Genomic DNA, 22,395 nt, shown 5'->3' with positions numbered 1-22,395 from the left:
ATATTAGTGAAAAAACGGGTAGGTCCTGCCTATCCGTTTTTTGACAATAATGTTATAATAAATAAGTAAACTAAAATATTTATAGGAGAATAAACCTAATGGCACGCGAATTTTCACTTGCAAAAACTCGTAATATCGGTATCATGGCCCACGTCGATGCCGGTAAAACAACTACAACAGAGCGTATCCTTTACTACACTGGTAAAATCCACAAAATCGGTGAAACTCACGAAGGTGCATCACAAATGGACTGGATGGAGCAAGAACAAGAGCGTGGTATCACAATCACATCTGCCGCTACAACAGCACAATGGGATGGTCACCGCGTTAACATCATCGATACACCAGGACACGTGGACTTCACAATCGAAGTACAACGTTCACTCCGTGTATTGGATGGTGCCGTAACCGTTCTTGACTCACAATCAGGTGTAGAACCTCAAACTGAAACAGTTTGGCGTCAAGCAACTGAGTATGGTGTTCCACGTATCGTATTTGCCAACAAAATGGATAAAATCGGTGCAGACTTCCTTTACTCAGTAAGCACACTTCACGATCGTCTTCAAGCAAACGCACACCCAATCCAATTGCCAATCGGTGCTGAAGATGATTTCCGTGGTATCATTGACTTGATTAAAATGAAAGCTGAAATCTATACTAATGACCTTGGTACAGATATTCTTGAAGAAGATATTCCAGCTGATTACGTTGATCAAGCAAACGAATACCGTGAAAAATTGATCGAAGCAGTTGCTGAAACTGACGAAGATTTGATGATGAAATACCTTGAAGGTGAAGAAATCACTAACGAGGAATTGAAAGCAGCTATCCGTCGTGCAACAATCAACGTTGAATTCTTCCCAGTTCTTTGTGGTTCTGCCTTCAAGAACAAAGGTGTTCAATTGATGCTTGATGCGGTTATCGATTACCTTCCAAGTCCACTTGATATCCCTGCAATCAAAGGTATCAACCCAGATACAGACGAAGAAGAAACTCGTCCAGCATCTGATGATGAGCCATTTGCAGCTCTTGCCTTCAAGATCATGACTGACCCATTTGTAGGTCGTTTGACATTTATCCGTGTTTACTCAGGTATCCTTCAATCAGGTTCATATGTAATGAACACATCTAAAGGTAAACGTGAACGTATCGGACGTATCCTTCAAATGCACGCTAACAGCCGTCAAGAAATTGAACAAGTATACGCTGGTGATATCGCTGCTGCTATCGGTTTGAAAGATACTACAACTGGTGACTCATTGACTGATGAAAAAGCTAAAGTTATTCTTGAGTCAATCGAAGTTCCAGAACCAGTTATCCAATTGATGGTTGAGCCTAAGACTAAAGCTGACCAAGATAAGATGGGTATCGGTCTTCAAAAACTTGCTGAAGAAGATCCAACATTCCGTGTTGAAACTAACCCTGAAACTGGTGAAACAGTTATCTCTGGTATGGGTGAACTTCACCTTGATGTCCTTGTTGACCGTTTGAAACGTGAACACAAAGTTGAAGCAAACGTTGGTGCTCCACAAGTATCTTACCGTGAAACATTCCGTGCTGGAACACAAGCACGTGGATTCTTCAAACGTCAATCTGGTGGTAAAGGTCAGTTTGGTGATGTTTGGATTGAATTTACTCCAAATGAAGAAGGTAAAGGTTTCGAATTCGAAAATGCTATCGTCGGTGGTGTGGTTCCACGTGAATTCATCCCTGCAGTAGAAAAAGGATTGGAAGAATCTATGGCTAACGGTGTCCTTGCTGGATACCCAATGGTTGACATCAAAGCTAAGCTTTACGATGGTTCATACCACGATGTCGATTCATCTGAAACTGCCTTCAAGATTGCTGCGTCTCTTGCACTTAAAGAAGCTGCTAAGACTGCACAACCAACTATCCTTGAACCAATGATGCTTGTAACAATCACTGTTCCTGAAGAAAACCTTGGTGATGTTATGGGTCACGTTACAGCTCGTCGTGGACGTGTTGATGGTATGGAAGCACACGGTAACAGCCAAATCGTTCGTGCGTATGTTCCACTTGCTGAAATGTTCGGTTATGCAACAACACTTCGTTCTGCAACTCAAGGTCGTGGTACATTCATGATGGTATTTGACCACTATGAAGATGTTCCTAAATCAGTTCAAGAAGAAATCATCAAGAAAAATTCTGGTGAAGCTTAATTAGAACTTATAAAGTTAAGGTACTTATGAAAGTAAGTGCCTTTTCTATTTGCAATTTTTTGAAAAAAATTATATAATATGACTGTTGAAAGGTTGAATTGAAAGCGCTCAAGTTAATCTTTTCACAATAGGGAGAGCTTGCTCTCAAAATTATATTTATTTGATTTTCATAAGGAGGAAATCACTAATGGTAGTTAAAGTTGGTATTAACGGTTTCGGTCGTATCGGTCGTCTTGCTTTCCGTCGTATCCAAAACGTAGAAGGTGTTGAAGTTACACGCATCAACGACCTTACAGATCCAGTTATGCTTGCACACTTGTTGAAATACGACACAACTCAAGGTCGTTTCGACGGTACTGTTGAAGTTAAAGATGGTGGATTTGAAGTTAACGGTAAATTCGTTAAAGTTTCTGCTGAACGTGACCCAGAACAAATTGACTGGGCTAACGACGGTGTAGAAATCGTTCTTGAAGCAACTGGTTTCTTTGCTAAGAAAGATGCTGCTGAAAAACACTTGCACGAAGGTGGAGCTAAGAAAGTTGTTATCACTGCTCCTGGTGGAAACGATGTTAAAACAATCGTATTTAACACTAACCACGATATCCTTGATGGTACTGAAACAGTTATCTCAGGTGCTTCATGTACTACAAACTGCTTGGCTCCAATGGCTAAAGCATTGCAAGATAACTTCGGTGTTAAACAAGGTTTGATGACTACTATCCACGCTTACACTGGTGACCAAATGATCCTTGACGGACCACACCGTGGTGGTGACCTTCGTCGTGCACGTGCTGGTGCTGCAAACATCGTTCCTAACTCAACTGGTGCTGCTAAAGCTATCGGTTTGGTTATCCCAGAATTGAACGGTAAACTTGACGGTGCTGCACAACGTGTTCCAGTTCCAACTGGATCAGTTACTGAATTGGTAGCAGTTCTTGAAAAAGACGTTACTGTTGATGAAGTGAACGCAGCTATGAAAGCAGCTTCAAACGAATCATTCGGTTACACTGAAGATCCAATCGTATCTTCAGATATCGTAGGTATTTCTTACGGTTCATTGTTTGATGCAACTCAAACTAAAGTACAAACTGTTGATGGTAAACAATTGGTTAAAGTTGTTTCTTGGTACGACAACGAAATGTCATACACTTCACAACTTGTACGTACTCTTGAATACTTCGCGAAAATCGCTAAATAATTCAATTGTATAAAAAGAAGAGCTTCGGCTCTTTTTTTATTTTCCAAAATAATAAAACATCCGTATAAATAGGCTGTTATAATCTCAGTAGGATTGTGATTTATGAATAAGCTAGAAGGCATTCCAAATGAGTAGAAAGAGCATGACACAACCCCAGGCGTTTTTATTATGTTTTTGTATAGCTAGCATACCATAAATAAGTATAAAAACGGTAAGTGATTCAAATAGGGTATAGACATCAAAACCAATGATTCCATGGATAAGGAGGCAAAAAATCGCACAAGTTATTGCCCCACTATCTAACCAAATGTAAGGAGATGGAAAACGTATGCGTATCTTTTCAGCGATGACTACATAGTTAAATCCTTCCCAGAATCCCCAAATAAGACAGATGAATAGGTATGCCAGGATATTACTAGGAAATGATTGGCTCATTACTTCTTTTGTTAATTGTATTGATTGAAGAGGTAGATAGGAATGAATCTGATGAGTAATTCCTTTAAATATGATAAGTGGTAGGGCTACAAGAAGAGATTGAAAAAGGGTGGTAACTAGATTTTTGGTGATTAATCCAAAGTGTCTGAAAGATTCTTTGCGATAAAGCATAACAGTGCTGGTTCCTAAGCCTGCGATGGCAAATTGACAACTAGCTAATAAGATTAATCGCAGCCATAGCGGTACTGAGGTTTGGTTAGTGTATGAAAAAAGAGTTGGTTTAAGAGTAAGAAAGAGGAGCAGAGGAACAAGGGTAAGAATAAGGATTACATTTAGATCATGGTCAGCTTGTTTCTGCTTCTTGTTTAGCGGTTTTTTCATGGATATTCGACCTTTCTATTTCGATTATATGCTAAATGTTTTATACTGGCAATAAGCCAGAAATCCTTCTGATTTTGCTATCTCTTTTATGCATTTTGTGATATAATGAAAACGTATTAAAAAATTAAGGAGTCTGATCAAATGGCTAAATTGACTGTTAAAGACGTTGACTTGAAAGGGAAAAAAGTTCTCGTTCGTGTTGACTTCAACGTACCTGTAAAAGATGGCGTGATCACTAACGATAACCGTATCACTGCTGCTCTTCCAACTATCAAGTACATTCTTGAACAAGGCGGACGTGCAATCCTCTTCTCTCACCTTGGACGTGTAAAAGAAGAAGCTGATAAGGAAGGAAAATCACTTGCTCCTGTAGCCGCTGACTTGGCTGCGAAATTGGGTCAAGACGTTAAATTTATCCCAGGTGTTACACGTGGTGCAGAATTGGAAGCAGCTGTTAACGCTCTTGAAGATGGACAAGTTCTCTTGGTTGAAAACACTCGTTTTGAAGATGTTGATGGCAAGAAAGAATCTAAAAACGATCCTGAACTTGGTAAATACTGGGCATCACTTGGAGATGGTATCTTCGTAAACGATGCATTCGGTACAGCTCACCGTGCACACGCATCTAACGTTGGTATCTCAGCAAATGTTGACAAAGCTGTTGCTGGTTTCCTTCTTGAAAACGAAATTGCTTACATTAAAGAAGCAGTTGAAACTCCAGAACGTCCATTCGTAGCTATCCTTGGTGGTTCTAAAGTATCTGATAAGATTGGTGTTATCGAAAACCTTCTTGCAAAAGCTGATAAAGTTCTTATCGGTGGTGGTATGACTTACACGTTCTACAAAGCACAAGGTATCGAAATCGGTAACTCACTTGTAGAAGAAGATAAACTTGATGTTGCTAAAGCTCTTCTTGAAAAATCAAACGGTAAATTGATCTTGCCAGTTGACTCAAAAGAAGCTAATGCATTTGCTGACTACACTGAAGTGAAAGACACTGAAGGTGAAGCAGTAGACCCAGGTTTCCTTGGTTTGGATATCGGTCCTAAATCAATTGCTGAATTCGATAAAGCCTTGACTGGTGCGAAAACAGTTGTATGGAACGGACCTATGGGTGTATTTGAAAACCCTGACTTCCAAGCTGGTACAATCGGTGTGATGGATGCTATCGTGAAACAACCAGGCGTTAAATCAATCATCGGTGGTGGTGATTCAGCTGCCGCAGCTATCAACCTTGGTCGTGCAGACAAGTTCTCATGGATCTCTACTGGTGGTGGTGCTTCTATGGAACTTCTTGAAGGTAAAGAACTTCCAGGATTGGCTGCACTTACTGATAAATAAGTCTATTAGAATGAAAAGAGTTGGGAAACCAACTCTTTTTTGTGTCATCTTATTGGGTGTTTGATAGAGGCTAAAACTATTATTTGTTTGAACTTTGCAGTAATATACTGTATAAGTAGCCAAATGGTTCATAATCATGTTAAAATGGTAAAATGGGATTGAAATTTGAACCGAAAAAATTTAAATTTGGTATGCGTACACTTAAGACGGGACTTGCTGTCTTTCTTGTTTTAGGTCTTTTTTCTGCTTTAGGTTGGGAAGGGCTTCAGATTGGTTGTTTGACAGCAGTCTTTAGTCTTCGAGAAAACTTTGATAGAAGTATTCAGTTTGGTAAATCACGTATTTTTGCGAATACGGTTGGAGGTCTTTTGTCGCTATTATTTTACTTTGTGAATATGTGGTTTCATCATTCAGTTTGGGTGACCTTGCTATTGGTTCCAATTTTGACAATGTTAACGATTGTCATTAATGTGTCTTTTAATAATGCTTCTGGTGTTATTGGAGGGGTGGCTGCACTTTTGATTATTACCTTGTCTATTCCGCCTGATAATACTTTTACTTATGTTATTGCTAGAGTCTTTGAAACATTCTGTGGAGTCTTTATAGCAATCCTTGTCAATTATGATTATGATTGGCTACTTAAACATTTAAAATAAGAATGATAGGGTTCTATTGGACTCTATTTTTTATGATTTTTCGATAAAATCCTTAAATTAGAGCGAATATACAATGTAATGTTCGGTAATTGCTCATTGTGTAAGAAAAAGTGACATAAACTGTTGACATGTAGAAATATTCAGAATATAATTGTTAGGAAAGGAGGATGATCATGGCAAGAGAGAAAGAATTAAGGCGTTCTCTAGCTGTTTTTCCGATTGGAACAGTTATGAAGTTGACGGATTTAACCGCTCGTCAAATTCGTTACTATGAAGATCAAGGTTTAATTCAACCTGAACGTACAGCTGGAAATCGTCGGATGTACTCATTAAATGATATGGATCGTTTATTGGAAATCAAAGATTTTTTGGATGATGGTTACAATATTGCAGCGATTAAACATGAGTACGAAGAGCGTGAAGTTCGTGCCCAACAAAAACAAGTGGCTTTAACAGATGCGGACGTTCGACGTATCTTGCATGATGAACTCCTTCAGCAAGGCCGTTTTACGACCCCGTCACAACAATTTGGTAACTTGCGTATCTAATTACGCTTTGAACTTTTATTTTTGGTTTTTATAAAGGAGACCCCTATTATGGCAATCACAGCAGCTGATATTCGTCGCGAAGTCAAAGAGAAGAATGTTACTTTCTTGCGTTTAATGTTCTCTGATATCCTTGGTGTTATGAAGAACGTTGAAATTCCTGCGACAGATGAACAGTTGGATAAGGTACTTTCAAATAAAGCTATGTTTGATGGTTCATCAATCGAGGGATTTGTTCGTATCAACGAATCTGATATGTATCTTTACCCAGATCTTGATACGTGGACAGTTTTCCCTTGGGGCGATGAAAATGGTGCAGTAGCTGGTCTTATTTGTGATATCTATACTTCTGCGGGTGAACCATTTGCTGGTGACCCTCGTGGTAACTTGAAAAAAGCTTTGCGTCATATGGAAGAAGTTGGTTATAAATCATTTAACCTTGGACCAGAACCAGAATTTTTCCTTTTCAAATTAGATGAGCAAGGTAATCCTACGCTTGAAGTTAACGATAAAGGTGGTTATTTTGACCTTGCTCCTACTGACCTTGCAGACAACACACGTCGTGAAATCGTTAATGTGTTGACAGAAATGGGATTTGATGTTGAGGCATCTCACCATGAAGTGGCGGTTGGTCAACATGAAATCGACTTCAAGTATACAGATGTTTTGAAGGCTTGTGATAATATCCAAATTTTCAAATTGGTTGTTAAGACAATCGCTCGTAAACATGGTCTTTATGCGACATTTATGGCGAAACCTAAATATGGTATTGCTGGTAGCGGTATGCACTGTAACATGTCTCTCTTCACTGAAGAAGGAAATGCATTCTTTGATCCAGAGGATCCACGTGGTATGCAATTGTCTCAAGACGCTTACTACTTCCTTGGTGGTTTGATGAAACATGCATATAACTATACTGCAATTATTAACCCAACAGTTAACTCTTACAAACGTTTGGTTCCTGGATATGAAGCTCCTGTATATATTGCATGGGCAGGTAGCAACCGTTCACCATTGATCCGCGTTCCTGCGTCTCGTGGTATGGGTACACGTTTGGAATTGCGTTCAGTAGACCCAATGGCAAACCCATACTTGGCCCTTGCTGTTCTTTTGGAAGCTGGTCTTGATGGTATTATTAACAAGATTGATGCTCCAGATCCAGTTGAAACAAACATTTACTCAATGTCTCCTGAAGAACGTAAAGAAGCAGGTATTATTGATTTGCCATCAACACTTCGTAACGCTCTTAAAGCATTGGAAACAGATGAAGTGGTTCGTCAAGCTTTGGGTAATCATATCTATACAAACTTCCTTGATGCGAAACGTATGGAATGGGCAAGCTATGCTACCTTTGTTTCACAATGGGAAATTGATAACTACTTGGATATTTATTAAGAAATTAAATTTGAAAATCAGGTTATGCCTGGTTTTCTTTTTCTTTTAAATTTATTAAGTTCTTGGACAAATTACGTAGTTTTAACTGAGCTGTTTTCTTTTGTCATATTTCTTTATTCCTCCTTAATCGCATTAAAATATGAGAGTGTTAAACTAATTTCATATTAATCTTATTCAGGGGGAAATATGAAAACTACAAAAAAAGCTGCTTTGGCAGCAGCCTCAAGTGCATTATTGCTCGGTCTTACAGTCGCACAAACAGTTAATGCTGATACTTATACAGTTCAAAATGGAGATTCATTCTTCGGGATTGCTAGTCAGTATGGTGTAGATCCTTATCAATTAGCAGCTGAAAATGGCATGACTATTTGGTCAACAATTGTTCCTGGTGGAAGCTTGGAAGTTTCAGGAGCTACTACGGCAGTTGAAGAAACAACAGAAGTTTCTTCTTCAGAGGTAACAGCTACTGATTCAGATGCTACTTGGAATCGTTATCCAGTTGGTCAATGTACATGGGGTGTTAAGGAAGTCGCTCCATGGGCAAGTAACTGGTGGGGTAATGGTGGCGATTGGGCCGGAAGCGCTGCTAGCCAAGGTTATGCTGTAGGTTCAACACCTGTGACAGGATCAATTGTATGTTGGACTGATGGTGGTTATGGTCACGTTGGTTATGTAACACAAGTTGGTCAAGATGGTCAAATTCAAATCTTGGAGTCAAACTATAACAACCAGCAACAAATCAATAACTATCGTGGTTGGTTTGATCCACAAAACTCAACTACACCAGGTTCAGTATCTTACATTTATCCAGGTGCATAAAACGAAAAGAAGCGCTTATAGCGCTTTTTTACTTGCTGGAAGAGTTGTGCTCAGACTGGATTTAAACTTAAAAAATGGTAGCTAGATGGCTACCATTTTTTTATTTATCAGGTGTGAGAATCATTGGAATAATGATTGGTTCACGTTCTGTTTTTTCATATAGGAATGGGCGTAAAGCATTGACGATAGCTCCGTTAACAGATTGGATGCTAGCATCTTTATTCTTAAGAGCGATACGAATAGCATTGAATAGAATGCGTTGGCTTTCGCGGATAAGATCGCCAGATTCACGCATATAGATGAAGCCACGACTGAGGATGTCTGGACCAGCTAGAATCATCTTAGACTTGAAGTCAACAGTAGCTACGGCAAGTACGACACCATCTTCAGAAAGATCACGACGGTCACGAAGAACCGCGGCTCCGATATCCCCAATACCATTACCATCAACATAGATATCTTGGGCATTGAAGTGACCTGCACGACGCGCAGAGTCTTTTGTTAGGGCTAAGACATCACCATTTTCCATAATGAAGATATTATCTTTTGGAACGCCACAATCAACAGCAAGACCTGCGTGGACTTTCTGCATGCGGTATTCACCGTGAACAGGCATGAAGAATTTTGGTTTGATCAAACGAAGCATTAGTTTTTGCTCTTGTTGACCACCGTGTCCAGAGGTATGGATATTGTTGATTTTACCGTGGATAACATCAACACCAGCTTCTTGAATGGTATTAATCAGACGGTTAACGCTAGTGGTGTTCCCTGGAATAGGACTAGATGAGAAGATGACAGTGTCACCAGGTTGTAGTGTCACTTGGCGGTGCATCCCATTGGCGATACGTGCAAGGGCCGCCATAGGCTCCCCTTGAGAACCGGTACACATGATAAGAATCTCACTGGCATGATAGTTTTTCATCTCACTAGGATCAATGATAGTCCCTTTTGGAACCTTGATGTAACCTAGTTCGACCCCGTTGACAATGGCTTTTTCCATAGAACGTCCGAAGACAACAATCTTACGGCCAGTTTTTACAGCGGCTTCGGCAGCTTGTTGAAGACGGAAAATGTTTGAGGCAAATGAGGCGAAAATAATACGTCCGTGGATGCCTTCAATAATTTTCATAATGGATTGGCCAACAACCTTCTCGGAATTAGTGAAAGTTGGTACTTCAGCATTGGTTGAGTCTGAGAGGAGGCAAAGAACGCCTTCCTCACCAAGTGCAGCCATACGGTGAAGGTCTGCTGGTTCCCCTACTGGGGTGAAGTCAAACTTAAAGTCACCGGTACACACAATTTTACCTTGAGGTGTATGGATGACAATACCGAGAGGTTCTGGAATTGAGTGAGTAGTGCGGAAGAAGGTCACGCTCATATTTTTGAAAGTAAGCTCTGTATTAGCATTAATTTCGTAGAGTTGTGCGTCACGAAGTAGTCCGTGTTCTTCCAATTTTCCTTTGATAAGAGCAAGAGCAAGCGGTCCTGCATAAATTGGGATATTTGCCTGTTTAAGAAGGAAGGGAATCCCACCAATATGGTCTTCGTGACCGTGGGTAATGACAAGTGCCTTTACACGATCAACGTTTTCAACGATGTAAGAATAGTCTGGGATGACATAGTCGATTCCGAGAAGATCGTCTTCGGGGAATTTAATACCCGCATCGACGATGATAATCTCATCTTGGTATTCAATACCATAGGTGTTTTTACCGATTTCCCCCAAACCACCAATCGCATAAACCCCAACTTCTTCAGGTTTTAGATTGATTTTTGATGCCATGGTCTTAGAACTCCGTTACTTCAAAAACGCCTGTTTCTTTTTCGTATTCAAGGGCTTTTTCTGAGAGGAGCTCGATGAATTCGATGTTATAGGCAGTGTTTTTTTCGATGATTTGACGAGCTTGGATACGTCCCTCAAGTTCAGTTTCTGCATCGATATCTAGGTAGAGTGATTTTGTCTGTTCACGGCGTGGATTACGCTCTTTAGTTTCTTGGTAAAAGACTTTATAAATCATGGTTTTCCTTTCTTTCCAAAAGGCTCTGCCATTCTATAAAAAAACCGGTCAAGTTAATCTTTCTTTGATTTACTTGACGTTATGATATTCACTTTATGAGTAATAGCTAGTAGCCTTGATTCGTTTAACAATTACTATTATTGTACCATAAGATAAGGGCTAGATAAAGAAAATGGCGGAAAAAGTTGGAAAATGTTCGTTTCTGGGAAACAGTGACTTGTGTTATAATAGAAAAGCATAAAAGGAAACAAGGAAAAAAGATGAAAATATTAGCATTTGATACTTCTAGCACTGCTTTATCAGTAGCCTTGTTGGAAGAAGAGAAACTAGTGGCAGAGACAACTGTCACAGTAAAAAAGAACCACAGTATTAGTTTAATGCCCACCATTGATTTTTTAGTTGCTCAGGCAGGCTGGCAGCCGTCTGATTTAGAACGTATTGTGGTTGCACAGGGGCCTGGATCCTACACCGGGCTTCGTGTGGCTGTCGCAACAGCTAAGACGTTAGCCTATGCGCTTGACATTGATTTAGTGGGGGTTTCAAGTCTACAGGCGCTGACAAACCTTTCGGTTGTCGGTGTTGTGATTCCTATCATGGATGCCCGTCGTAATAATGTTTACGTTGGTTTTTATGAAAATGGTCAGGCTATCGTCCCTGATTGTCATGCTGCCTTTACAGATGTTCTTGAGCAAGCTAAAGTTTATGAAAAGGTGACATTTGTCGGTGAAGTGGCTAATTTTGCGGATCAGATTAAGGAAAATCTTCCAGAGGCAACGATCTTGTCTAGCCTTCCATCAGCTCAGTTAATTGGTCGTTTAGGCTTGTCCTTGCCTTCTGTTGATGTGGATGCCTTTGTTCCACATTACTTGAAGCGGGTTGAGGCAGAGGAGAATTGGCTTAAGACGCATGAGGAGATTAACCGTGACAACTACATCAAGCGCGTCTAGATTGAGTAGTCAGGAGCAAGCTCAACTGATTTATCAGATTTTGTCGGATGTTTATGACAAATCTCCGTGGACGATAGAACAAGTGGTAGCAGACTTGGCTTTGGATACTACGGAGTATTTCTATGTTTATGATCAGGAAGAAGTTGTTGGTTTTTTAGCCCTTCAAAATTTGGTGGGTGAGCTTGAGGTGACCAATATCGCTGTTTTAAAAGCTTATCAGGGGCGTGGTTATGCTAGTCAGCTGATGAAGCATTTGGAAGAGCGTAGTGAACCTATATTTTTAGAGGTGAGGGCTTCAAATCAAGTCGCTCAGGCACTTTATAGAAAATTTGGTTTTGAAAGTCTAGGAATTCGGAAAAATTATTATCATGAGCCTCAAGAAGATGCAGTTATCATGAGGCGAGAGGAAGTCTAATGGTAGATAGATATATTTTGGCAGTGGAGAGCTCGTGTGACGAGACTTCAGTTGCCGTTTTGAAAAATGAGAAGGAACTTTTGAGTAATATTATTGCCAGTCAGGTGGAAAGTCATAAACGTTTTGGTGGTGTTGTCCCTGAGGTGGCTAGTCGTCACCATGTGGAAGTGGTGACTCTTTGCATTAAGGATGCCCTTTCAGAGGCGGGCATTACTGCTGAACAACTAGATGCTGTAGCAGTAACCTATGGTCCTGGTTTGGTCGGAGCGCTCTTGGTCGGGATGGCAGCGGCTAAGGCCTTCGCTTGGGCACATGGATTGCCTTTGATTCCAGTTAATCATATGGCTGGGCATCTTATGGCAGCGCGTGAGGTACAAGAGTTGGAATACCCCCTCCTAGCACTTTTGGTGTCTGGGGGACACACAGAGTTGGTTTATGTGTCAGAACCAGGAAATTACAAGATTGTTGGTGAGACACGTGATGATGCAGTTGGTGAGGCCTATGATAAGGTTGGGCGTGTGATGGGTTTGACCTACCCAGCTGGGCGTGAAATTGATGAATTGGCTCATAAAGGGAAAGATGTTTATGATTTTCCACGCGCTATGATTAAGGAAGACCACTTGGAGTTTTCATTTTCAGGCCTAAAGTCTGCTTTCATCAATTTGCATCACAATGCAGAACAGAAGGGAGAAGTTCTAGTCAGAGAGGACCTTTGTGCTTCCTTCCAAGCTGCTGTGTTGGATATTCTCCTAGCTAAGACTAAGAAAGCCTTGGAGCGTTATCCTGTCAAGACACTTGTTGTTGCTGGTGGCGTAGCAGCTAATCAGGGCTTACGTGAACGTTTGGCTGAAGAAATTACGGATGTAGATGTGGTTATTCCGCCTTTACGTCTCTGTGGTGATAATGCTGGCATGATTGCCCTAGCAGCTGCCATTGAATGTGATCAGAAACATTTTGCTGAGTTGGACTTGAATGCAAAACCAAGTCTTGCCTTTGCAGGATTTGAAGAATAAGAAGAACCTCTTACTAGTCTGGTAAGAGGTTCCTTTAGAAAGGAATTGAGTATGTCTGCCTTTCGTTTAGGTGTAAAAGCTGCAGTACCGACAGCCCTAGGATATGTGGCTATTGGCCTAGCCTTTGGTGTTGTAGCGGCGGCTTCTGGTCTATCGGCCCTTGAGGTTGGCCTCATGTGTGCCTTAGTCTATGGTGGCTCGGCTCAGTTTGCTATGTGTGCATTAGTAGTTGCAGGAGCTGGCCTTGGTGAGTTAACCTTGACTGTTTTCTTAGTTAATTTGCGTAACATGTTGATGAGTTTACATGCAACGACGATTTTTACAAAAACAAGCCTCTGGAATCAGCTGGGAATTGGTAGTCTGATTACGGATGAAAGTTATGGTGTCTTGTTGGGAGAATATGTGCATCATAAAGATATTTCTGCGAACTGGATGCATGGGAACAATATTTTCAGCTATCTGGTTTGGATTGTATCATCAGTTGTTGGGTGTTTGATTGGTTCCATGATTCCTAATCCTGAGCTTTTTGGTTTGGATTTTGCCTTGATTGCCATGTTTATAGGTTTGTTAAGTAGTCAGATAGATGCTTTGTTAGGTGAAGGCGTGCGTAAGCTATTCTTGATTTTACTATCTATTGCTATGGCTTATCTGAGCTTTAGTGTCATCTTGTCGGAATCTTTGGCTGTTTTAGTGGCTACTTTAGTTGGATGTAGTGTGGGGGTGATGTGTGATGGCCGTCAATAAGTTTATTCTCATTGCCATTCTACTTGGATTTGTTGTTAGCTGGGTGCCCCGTATTCTCCCCTTTGTTTTAGTGAAATACAAGGGCTTACCAGATATCGTTGTTCGATTTTTGCACTACTTACCAGTTTCTATCCTCTTTGCTCTGATTCTCTCTAGTCTCACGACTGAGAAGATTGGTCACTTGCCACAGTTTAAGTGGATGGAAATACTGGCTACTGTGCCAACGGTAATTGTAGCATTTAAGAGCAAAAATCTGCTCTATGCAGTAATCGTCGGTATAGTGTCTATGGCCCTGATTCGTTTAGTGTTTTAGTAAATGAAAAGACTTGGAGTTGCTCTTAGTGAGTCGCTTTCCAAGTCTTTTTTAGTTATTGTTAAAAAAAGCAGCGATATCGTCTTCACTGAGACCAATCATTGGATCTATAGTTGACCAATTATCTTCAGTTAAACGATAGTTTTCTTCGGTTTGCACAGGTTTGTTAACAGACTTATCCACAGGTTGTGAATAAGTGTTAATAAGAGCTGGAGATGGATTTAGATTTCCCGAAATGTCTTTGTTTTCAAGGGGTTCTGAGGATTCGTTGTTTTCCTTTTTTGTTTGATTGGATGCGTCTGTTGCCTCGTTTTTAACAATCTTTTCGACAGACTTATCAACAGCTTGTGTATAAGTTTGTTCAAAACGTTGGATGAGATAAGTATTTCGTTTAGCTCCCTCGTTGTGAACAGCATAATCGAAGGCTACGATTTCCCCCAGCATGACTAGTTTACTCTTGGCGCGTGTGATTGCGGTGTAAATGAGGTTACGTTGTAGCATACGCCCACTTTGGCGTGTGATGGGAAGGATAACGACTGGGAACTCACTCCCTTGGGATTTGTGGATTGACATAGCATAGGCCAGAGTAATCTTATTCCATTCGTTACGAGGATAGATAACCTCATTGCCGTCGAAGGACATGTAAATTTCGTCCTGTTTGCTTTCAGTATATTTACCAGGAATGAGATCAGTAATGATTCCGATGTCGCCATTGAAGACATTGAGTTCTGTATCGTTGACCAGATGGAGAATCTTGTCGTTTTTGCGGAAGAAGATATCATTAAAGGCGAACTGATTGGCCTTTTCTTTAGGATTAAGTAGGTCTTGCATAATGGTATTGAGATTGTTAATACCAGCCTGTCCTCGGTACATGGGGGCTAGAATCTGAACATCCTGAGCTGCAATCCCACTCTTTATCGCAGCAGAGACGATTTTAGGAACCATCTGTGGAATATGGTTGGCATTGGCCTCAAAGTAAGAGCGGTCAGCCTTTTTCTCTGTGAAATCAGCGGGTAGTTGGCCTTGGCGCATCTGGCTAGCTAGGGTAACGATAGTGGAATCCTCGGATTGTCTGAAAATTTTGGTTAGGGAAACTTTAGGCAAGTTATCAATCTGCAAAAGGTCAGCCAAGACTTGGCCAGGGCCTACGGAAGGTAGTTGGTCTTGGTCACCCACAATGATAACTTGGGTTGAATCAGAGATACTTTCAAAGAGTTGATTGGCCAACCAAGTATCAACCATAGAGAACTCGTCGATGATAATCAAATCGCAATCGAGATAGTCCTCTAAGGTCTTAAAATCGTCCTCGCTATTGAGGCCTAAATGTCTATGAATAGTGGCGCTAGGGAGTTGGGTGAGTTCGTTCATCCGACGAGCAGCCCGTCCCGTTGGTGCTGCTAAAATAATAGGTAAATCAGACTTTTTGAGATCTAGGCCATGGAGGTCAGCATAGGTTTTAATAATGCCGTTAATAACAGTGGTTTTCCCTGTTCCGGGACCACCTGTCAGGATGAAGACCTTGCTTTGTAGGGCTTTGATAATGGCATCTTTTTGAACCTGATCATAAGTAATACCAAGCTCCTCTTCCACCCCTTCAAGGCTGTCTAAGATTTTGTCTTCAGAGCTGACGTCAGGTTGGTCCTTCATGATACGAGTTAGGTGGGTATAGATGCCCTGTTCCGCAAAATATAGGGTATTATCAAAGATTTTAGTCTCTACATTTTGCACCTTATCCTCTTGGATAAGATTGGTTAATTGGTTAGCGACCAAGGCGGGGTCAAGTTCAATCGGACGAGCACCTTCCAAAAGAATGATGGTACGTTCAAGCAAGGCTTTGGCTTCTATGTAGGTATCGCCTTCTTCCATACTGGCTTCTAGTAGACAATGAATCAAGGCAGCTCGTAAACGCTCAGGAGCATCGCTAGCAATTCCGAGACGTTCGGCTAGTTGGTCAGCCATTTTAAAACCGATTCCTTGAATCTCCTCTACTAATAGATAAGGGTGTTCCTCAATAAGATTTAGTGACTCTTCCTTATATTGATTGAAAATTTGTGAGGCGGCCTTTGGTGTGAGTCCATAGCTAGAAAGTTTGGACAGGATTTGCTCGGCTCCATAATTGATTTTTAACTTCGCAACAAAGGCTTCTCGATTGACCTTGGAGAGGTTGGGAATCTGCTCTAACTCGCTAGAATCCTCGAGAATCTTGTCAATAGGGTCTTCTCCGTAAATTTCGACAATACGCTCGGCCGTTTTCTTACCGATTCCTTTGAAATTGTCGCTGGCAAAATATTTGATAAGACCGCTGGCAGAAGGTTTTGAACGCTCGTAGCGGGTCATTTGTAGCTGTTCCCCATATTTAGGGTGATTGGTTAGTTGGCCCCAGAAGGTATAGTCTTCACCCTCCATGACATCCCCCATAGTTCCTGTGACAATGATTTCGTAGTCTTCAAAATCACTGTCCGTTTCGTCAATCTCTAAGAGTAAGATACGAAAAAAATTACTAGTGTTTTCGAAAATGACGCGTTCGATAGTTCCTGAAAAATAAAATTCTTGCATGTGTTTTTCCTAGATACATAATAAGGCTGGGTTTCCCCAACCTTATCTTATTTAGTGGTTTTAGTTGTCTTCAACGGTACCAATTTTATTAAGTGGCCAGAAGCGGAATTTGACTTCCCCTACAAGAGCACTCTTGTCAAAGTAACCAACTTCGCGGCTATCTTTTGAAACGATACGGTTATCTCCAAGTAGGAAATATTTGCCTTCAGGAACAGTGACAGAGAAAGTAGTGTTTTTGTCCGCGTTGACAGTGAAGGCCTTAGATTCTTTAGCCAGTTGTTGGAAGTAATCGCGGTATGCATACTCTTTTTGTAGCTTATCTTTGGCAAAGGCAGCCTGGAATTCTTTGAGGTATTCTTCCTTGACTTCTTTACCGTTGACAGTAAGTTTATCGTTTTGATAGGTAATGGTATCACCTGGCATCCCAATGACACGTTTTACGATTTGTTTCGTCTTACCATTTTCAACCTCTTTGGCAACGACAATATCAAAGCGTTCAATGGAAGTGTGTTTCAAAACAATAACACGCTGGTTATTGGCGAGAGTTGGATCCATTGAGTGGCCGTCAACCTGAACAGGAAGCCAGAGGAAGAGGCGAGTCAAGAGGAAGAATGTGATAAAGAGGATAAAGAGTCCCCATTCACGAAGGAAAATGAGAAAGTATTGGGTCCATTTGTTTTTCATAGTTAAGGCCTTTCAGGATTATTTTAAGCGTTGGTAGGCTTTTTTAGTATTGGCGAAATGATATTTAGCAGTAGCTTGGAGTGCCTGATCTCCGTAGGCTTGAAGAAGCTTGGCTGCGACCTGGTCGGACTTGGCACCAGCACCTGAAGGAAGAGTATAACCTACTTCTTGGCTGAGTTTATCCAGATTTTCCAGGAAGAGATTGCGGGCGATGATAGAGCTCACCGCGACAGCTAGGTATTTACCTTCGGCTTTTTCTTCTAAAGTAATAGGAAAGTCAAAGCGATTACGTTCGTTCTTGAGGTATTTTTGATAATTCTTCTCACTGGTAAAAGCATCAATGACAATCTTATCTGGTTTAGCACCTGATTGTAACAATAGGAAGATAGCCTGATTATGGAGGGCTACTTTAACGGACACAGCATTATGACTCTTACCGTCTCCAACCACTTCATTGTACTTTCTAGGCGAAAGAAGGAGTGCCTTGTGAGGAATTTTCTCCTCCAAAATAGGTGCAATCTGACGAATCTTGATATCGTTAAGATTTTTAGAATCATCAACTCCTAGAGATTTCAAAAAGGCATGGTCAGCTGGGGTAACTAGACTAGCTACAACAGCTAGACCACCAAAATAGGAGCCATTTCCGACTTCGTCTGATCCAATTAGGGCTAGGTTTTGCCCATCAGGTGAATGCTTAGGTTCAGCTTGGTATCCAAAACGGCTAGCTAGGATTTCTGGCTTAGCACCTTGGAAAGTTACCTTTCCTGAAGTATAGGCGATGACACTTATTCCATCGACCTTGGCTGAAAAACTTGCATAAGGATTTTTAGTCGCAGTCGCATAGCTTGAAAGGTCCTTCTGGAGTGTCGAAATCTGTTCTGCTGTCATTTTTAATACGATTGTGCCCATGAAATCTATTTTAGCACAAAAAAGGAGAATTGGTAGATATTTTACAGACTCGGAATCCCTGAAAATTATTTTTCTAGAGAAGTGCAAAGTCTAAAATTTACGAAAGTTAAAATTTAGGATATAATGATTAGAAAGAGAATGCCTAACCTTGCTCTTTTTTCCACAATTAGAAGAAATAGGTTGGCATTTAAGTGTCGAACACGCCTCAGAGTAAGTGTCTGAATCTTGCTAAAACATGGCGATATAAAAGCAATAAAATAAGGAGAAGCTGCGGTGGCGAATCCGTGACCACCATTGATTGGCAGTTAACAAGCAAATGGCAAATAAGAACCGTTACAAATTTCATTTTGGAGAGAAGAACCTCACGCTAACAACTGATAAGGATAACCTATTCATGGAAGAGGTTGAGCGTGTTGCCCACGAGAAATATAAAATTATCAAAGAGCAGATGAAAAATGCTGACAATGAAACGATTGCTATCCTAATGGCTATCAATTCTTTGTCGACTCAGTTGGAACGTGAAATCCAAGTTGAAGATATGGAAAAAGAGTTGGAAACGTTGAGAGCTAAGCAACTTGAACAACTTAAGGTCAAGGCGACAGCTACAAATGACGATGAGGATGACGCATGATTGGATTCCTTGTCTTAGCTATCGTGGCTTGGAATTTCTACATTGGCTACCGTCGAGGCCTTTTTATGCAAGCTTATTACGTGGTTTCAGTCATTATTGCCATGTGTGTGGCGGCCTACTTTTACCGGTCGCTAGGAGAGGCTATCAATCTTTGGGTACCTTATACCAATCCAACCAAAGATGCTAGTATAGCTTTCTTTAAAGATCAGAACATCTTTTCGCTTGACCGTGTCTATTATGCAGGTGTGGCTTATTTTGCCATTTACTGTGTGGCTTATTATGGTTTGCGCTTTCTTGGGATTTTCTTCCATTTTGTGAGAATTGAGCGACTTGATCAGAGACGTTACCAAGTGGTAGGTGGTGTCTTGGCCTCCTTAGTGAGTCTTGTGCCTTTGACTATGTTGGGGAATATTCTTGCGACTGTTCCCATGAATAACATTCAAACGGTCTTGTCATCTAGCTGGGTTTTGCGCCTTTTGATTAATTGGAATTTTCCAGTTAGTCAGATTATCCAGCACTTGTGGACAAGTGTGATATAGAAAATAGAAGTCTTCCTTGATTAAGGGAGGCTTTTTTGTTCTTTGTTTTGGTAACATATGAAAAAAGACTGAACACAAGGTCTCAGTCTTTCTTATCTATTTTTACCCTAAGGTTGCAATGGTACATCCGGAACCACCGGCACTTTGTGGGGCATATTCAAAACTTTTAACATGGCGATGACGGCGGAGATATTTGGTAACAGCATCACGGATGACACCTGTACCAATACCGTGGATGATGTCCACCTGACTCATGTTATTAAGTAGGGCTTGGTCAATAAAGGCATCAAGCTCTTGCATGGCTTCTTCGTAACGTTTCCCACGAAGGTCTAGACGGGCACGAGGACCGCCAGATGTCTTCTTGGCTTTTTTAACCACGTTAATCTGTTTCTTCTTAGGTTGTTGGGCTTCAGCTTGGGCACGAACCAGAGTGAATTCGTCTGCCTTGAGGGTCATCTTGATGAGACCGACCTGAGCTTCCCAGTTACCATTTTTGGTTTGACTGGTAAGGGTACCCCGTTGCCCATAGGCGGTAACGATGATATCATCTCCAACACGAGGGGCACGCGCAGCCTTTTCTTTCTTAGCCTTACGAAGGACCTTATTCTTAGAGAGGTCCACTTGTGGGGCAAGTTTCTTGAGTTTTCCTTTGGCGTCGATAACTTCATGAGGTTTGAGTTGACTCTTATCGTGGAGATTTTTGAGGATACTATCGCTCTCAGCCAAAGCGGTATCAACCATCTCTTGAATTTCTTTTTGAGCCTTTTCGAGTTCCTTGTCGTATTCATGGGAGAATTCGTTATAGAGTTTTTTGACCGCACGGTTGAATTTAAGGTTCTCTTGCTCCACGTCCTTGATGTGTTCCAGACGTTTTTGTGTTTCCACAGTTTGGGCTTCAAGTTGCTCGATGATACGGTTGACATCACTATCAGTATCCGTGAGGTTTTCTGCTTCCTTGACAATAATCTCATTCAAACCGAGGCGTCGAGCAATTTCAAAGGCATTAGAACGACCAGGAACCCCTTGCATAAAACGATAGGTAGGGCTTAAAGTCGCTGTGTCAAACTCCATGCTGGCATTTTCCACATGTTGCGTCTCAATCCCATAGGCCTTAAGCTCAGGATAGTGAGTGGTAGCCATGGTCTTAATCTGACTTAAACGGAGGTGCTCTAAGATTGCCATGGCTAGACTAGCTCCTTCCTGAGGGTCGGTACCAGCCCCAAGCTCATCGACCAAGACCAGGCTGTTACTGTCGGCAGCATTCAGAATCTCAACAATGTGGGTCATGTGACTAGAGAAAGTTGACAAACTTTGTTCGATAGACTGTTCGTCTCCGATGTCCGCAAAAATCTCTTGGAAAATGGCGACACGGCTGCCCTTATCAGCCAAAATTGGAAGACCAGATTGAGCCATTAGTTGTGCTAGTCCTAGCGTTTTAAGCATGACCGTTTTACCACCAGTATTGGGACCTGTGATGACAATGGCCGTGAGGTCCTCATCAAAGTGCAAATCGTTGGCTACAGGATTGGCCAAAAGAGGGTGACGAACGTTAAGTAGTTGTAGTGTTTGGTTGTCACTAATCTTTGGAATAACCGCTTTTTTATCATGGAGATAGAGATATTTTCCTCGAATGAAGTCCATGTGGCCCAAAATCCAAGCGTTGTTGGCAATTGCAGCAGCCTGTGGACGGAGTTGATCAGACAGTTCATGCAGGATACGAGCCATCTCGTGGCGTTCGTCTGCACGTAATTGTGTAATTTCTTCGTTAAGCTGGATAACGGCACGTGGCTCGATATATACTGTGTTTCCAGAGCTTGAGATGTCATGCACAACTCCAGCAATACGGTTACGGTAGGTATTTTTGACAGGAAGCACCGAACGGCCGTTACGACTAGCAATCAAACTTTCAGCCAACATGTGACCAGATTTCTTGAGAATGTCTTGCAAGGTCTGGCGAATGGCATCATCACAAGATTTGAGTTGACGACGGATGTTTTGCAACTCTGGGCTAGCAAAATGCTCAATAAAACCACCGTCATTGATGCTCTGAAGACTGCCTTGTAGACTTGGGAAGGCTTCAATCTTTTCGAAAAGACGTTTAAGGGCGATGAGCTCTACATTTTCAAGGTCAGCGTAAAAGCGACCAAGGTCAGCAGAAGCTTGTAGCACCTTCTTGATGGCAATGAGTTCCTGGATGTTGAGGTCAGCATCTAGTTCCAAGCGACGCAAGGGCTCAGAAATATCTCGCAAGCTACCAATGGCAAAGCCATGGTGCTCTACGAAAATCTCAGCCATTTCTTGAATTTCTGTAAATTGATTTTGAATTCTTTCTGGATTGGTCATAGGCACCAAGTCACGCAACTCCGCCTGAGCCTGTTCAGTCTGCAGGTATTCTGTGAACTGGTCCTTGACCTTGTTAAATTCTAATTGGTCTAAAATCTTTGTGTTCATAGCTCCTATTATAACACATTTGACTATAGGGGGGTGGAGGTGGGAAATGCTTGAGATAGTTTTATAAGCGGGCTTTTGTCATCAGATGTTGACTGGCTATTTTTACAGTTTATCTCTGAACAATTTTCCTTGAAGTTTTTTATTTTTGAACGACTATTTTACAAAAGAGTCTCCCTAAAATAAGAGATTTTCAATTAAAACCAATGCTCCCATCTATGCTATAAT

The 22,395-nt window shown here is 41.3% G+C and carries 21 protein-coding genes; 14 read left to right on the top strand and 7 right to left on the bottom strand.

The annotated features are described in order from the left end of the window. The first annotated feature begins 98 nt into the window (after positions 1-98). Together fusA and gap are read left to right on the top strand one after the other, a co-directional pair. Complete coding sequence (fusA, locus tag NYE32_RS09070; RefSeq protein ID WP_002884537.1) at positions 99-2,180, top strand: elongation factor G; 2,082 nt, start codon at positions 99-101, stop codon at positions 2,178-2,180. Positions 2,181-2,367: 187 nt separating this feature from the next. Next, the gene (gene gap / locus NYE32_RS09065) at positions 2,368-3,378 is read left to right on the top strand and encodes a type I glyceraldehyde-3-phosphate dehydrogenase (protein WP_002884461.1); all 1,011 of its coding nucleotides are present in this window, start codon (positions 2,368-2,370) and stop codon (positions 3,376-3,378) included. A 111-nt stretch (positions 3,379-3,489) separates the two neighbouring features. Here the strand turns inward: gap and NYE32_RS09060 are convergent, their stop codons facing one another. Next, positions 3,490-4,194, bottom strand: coding sequence for a hypothetical protein (locus NYE32_RS09060; RefSeq protein WP_022495961.1), 705 nt, complete (start codon positions 4,192-4,194; stop codon positions 3,490-3,492). Between the two features lie 141 nt (positions 4,195-4,335). Here NYE32_RS09060 and NYE32_RS09055 point away from each other — a divergent pair, with 141 nt between their 5' ends. The 5 genes from NYE32_RS09055 (at position 4,336) to NYE32_RS09035 (ending at position 8,950) form a co-directional block, all read left to right on the top strand. Further along, entirely contained in the window at positions 4,336-5,535 is a 1,200-nt protein-coding gene (locus tag NYE32_RS09055; RefSeq protein WP_002884739.1) for a phosphoglycerate kinase, read from the top strand. Positions 5,536-5,687: 152 nt separating this feature from the next. Beyond that, a complete protein-coding gene (locus NYE32_RS09050; protein ID WP_037602725.1) occupies positions 5,688-6,191 on the top strand; it encodes an aromatic acid exporter family protein in 504 nt (167 codons plus the stop codon). Between the two features lie 173 nt (positions 6,192-6,364). Further along, positions 6,365-6,739: a MerR family transcriptional regulator gene (locus NYE32_RS09045; protein ID WP_008535631.1), complete on the top strand. Its 375-nt coding sequence runs from the start codon at positions 6,365-6,367 to the stop codon at positions 6,737-6,739. A gap of 48 nt (positions 6,740-6,787) precedes the next feature. Continuing rightward, the gene (gene glnA / locus NYE32_RS09040; protein WP_002884322.1) at positions 6,788-8,131 is read left to right on the top strand and encodes a type I glutamate--ammonia ligase; all 1,344 of its coding nucleotides are present in this window, start codon (positions 6,788-6,790) and stop codon (positions 8,129-8,131) included. Positions 8,132-8,317: 186 nt separating this feature from the next. Then, a complete protein-coding gene (locus NYE32_RS09035) occupies positions 8,318-8,950 on the top strand; it encodes a CHAP domain-containing protein (RefSeq protein WP_008535629.1) in 633 nt (210 codons plus the stop codon). Positions 8,951-9,050: 100 nt separating this feature from the next. On the opposite strand, the gene NYE32_RS09030 is transcribed toward NYE32_RS09035, so the two are convergent. Together NYE32_RS09030 and NYE32_RS09025 are read right to left on the bottom strand one after the other, a co-directional pair. Then, positions 9,051-10,733, bottom strand: coding sequence for a ribonuclease J (locus NYE32_RS09030; protein ID WP_002884294.1), 1,683 nt, complete (start codon positions 10,731-10,733; stop codon positions 9,051-9,053). A 4-nt stretch (positions 10,734-10,737) separates the two neighbouring features. Beyond that, the gene (locus tag NYE32_RS09025) at positions 10,738-10,968 is read right to left on the bottom strand and encodes a DNA-dependent RNA polymerase subunit epsilon (protein WP_002884752.1); all 231 of its coding nucleotides are present in this window, start codon (positions 10,966-10,968) and stop codon (positions 10,738-10,740) included. A 260-nt stretch (positions 10,969-11,228) separates the two neighbouring features. On the opposite strand from NYE32_RS09025, the gene tsaB reads away from it, so the two are divergent. The 5 genes from tsaB to NYE32_RS09000 are packed head-to-tail and all read left to right on the top strand — an operon-like array spanning position 11,229 to position 14,400. Beyond that, positions 11,229-11,915, top strand: coding sequence for a tRNA (adenosine(37)-N6)-threonylcarbamoyltransferase complex dimerization subunit type 1 TsaB (gene tsaB / locus NYE32_RS09020; RefSeq protein WP_110981011.1), 687 nt, complete (start codon positions 11,229-11,231; stop codon positions 11,913-11,915). Next, the gene (gene rimI / locus NYE32_RS09015) at positions 11,875-12,330 is read left to right on the top strand and encodes a ribosomal protein S18-alanine N-acetyltransferase (protein WP_045769118.1); all 456 of its coding nucleotides are present in this window, start codon (positions 11,875-11,877) and stop codon (positions 12,328-12,330) included. The genes tsaB and rimI overlap by 41 nt, the downstream gene beginning before the upstream one ends. Then, positions 12,330-13,343 carry a tRNA (adenosine(37)-N6)-threonylcarbamoyltransferase complex transferase subunit TsaD gene (tsaD, locus tag NYE32_RS09010; protein ID WP_110981010.1) on the top strand — a complete coding sequence of 338 codons (1,014 nt, stop codon included), beginning with the start codon at positions 12,330-12,332 and terminating at the stop codon, positions 13,341-13,343. The genes rimI and tsaD overlap by 1 nt, the downstream gene beginning before the upstream one ends. Before the next feature lie 51 nt (positions 13,344-13,394). Beyond that, the gene (locus NYE32_RS09005) at positions 13,395-14,087 is read left to right on the top strand and encodes an AzlC family ABC transporter permease (RefSeq protein WP_073688624.1); all 693 of its coding nucleotides are present in this window, start codon (positions 13,395-13,397) and stop codon (positions 14,085-14,087) included. Continuing rightward, positions 14,074-14,400, top strand: a complete 327-nt coding sequence (locus tag NYE32_RS09000) for an AzlD domain-containing protein (RefSeq protein WP_037599077.1) — start codon at positions 14,074-14,076, stop codon at positions 14,398-14,400. The genes NYE32_RS09005 and NYE32_RS09000 overlap by 14 nt, the downstream gene beginning before the upstream one ends. Before the next feature lie 51 nt (positions 14,401-14,451). Here the strand turns inward: NYE32_RS09000 and NYE32_RS08995 are convergent, their stop codons facing one another. The 3 genes from NYE32_RS08995 to rnhC are packed head-to-tail and all read right to left on the bottom strand — an operon-like array spanning position 14,452 to position 18,549. Continuing rightward, positions 14,452-16,956, bottom strand: coding sequence for an ATP-dependent RecD-like DNA helicase (locus NYE32_RS08995; RefSeq protein ID WP_073688625.1), 2,505 nt, complete (start codon positions 16,954-16,956; stop codon positions 14,452-14,454). 60 nt (positions 16,957-17,016) lie between these two features. Further along, a complete protein-coding gene (lepB, locus tag NYE32_RS08990) occupies positions 17,017-17,640 on the bottom strand; it encodes a signal peptidase I (protein WP_013991198.1) in 624 nt (207 codons plus the stop codon). A gap of 18 nt (positions 17,641-17,658) precedes the next feature. Next, on the bottom strand, positions 17,659-18,549 hold the full coding sequence (gene rnhC, locus NYE32_RS08985; protein WP_156685215.1) for a ribonuclease HIII: 891 nt from the start codon (positions 18,547-18,549) through the stop codon (positions 17,659-17,661). 316 nt (positions 18,550-18,865) lie between these two features. On the opposite strand from rnhC, the gene NYE32_RS08980 reads away from it, so the two are divergent. After that, positions 18,866-19,180, top strand: coding sequence for a hypothetical protein (locus tag NYE32_RS08980; protein WP_004183554.1), 315 nt, complete (start codon positions 18,866-18,868; stop codon positions 19,178-19,180). Further along, on the top strand, positions 19,177-19,719 hold the full coding sequence (locus NYE32_RS08975; protein WP_156685216.1) for a CvpA family protein: 543 nt from the start codon (positions 19,177-19,179) through the stop codon (positions 19,717-19,719). The genes NYE32_RS08980 and NYE32_RS08975 overlap by 4 nt, the downstream gene beginning before the upstream one ends. 102 nt (positions 19,720-19,821) lie before the next feature. Here NYE32_RS08975 and NYE32_RS08970 read toward each other — a convergent pair whose 3' ends face one another. After that, entirely contained in the window at positions 19,822-22,170 is a 2,349-nt protein-coding gene (locus NYE32_RS08970; protein WP_156685217.1) for an endonuclease MutS2, read from the bottom strand. Positions 22,171-22,395 lie beyond the last annotated feature (225 nt).

It is taken from the genome of Streptococcus sp. FSL R7-0248, from assembly GCF_037967965.1.
Taxonomy (GTDB): domain Bacteria; phylum Bacillota; class Bacilli; order Lactobacillales; family Streptococcaceae; genus Streptococcus.
The sequence above is the reverse complement of the archived record's forward strand: the minus strand, read 5'-3'. Positions and strand labels throughout refer to the sequence as shown.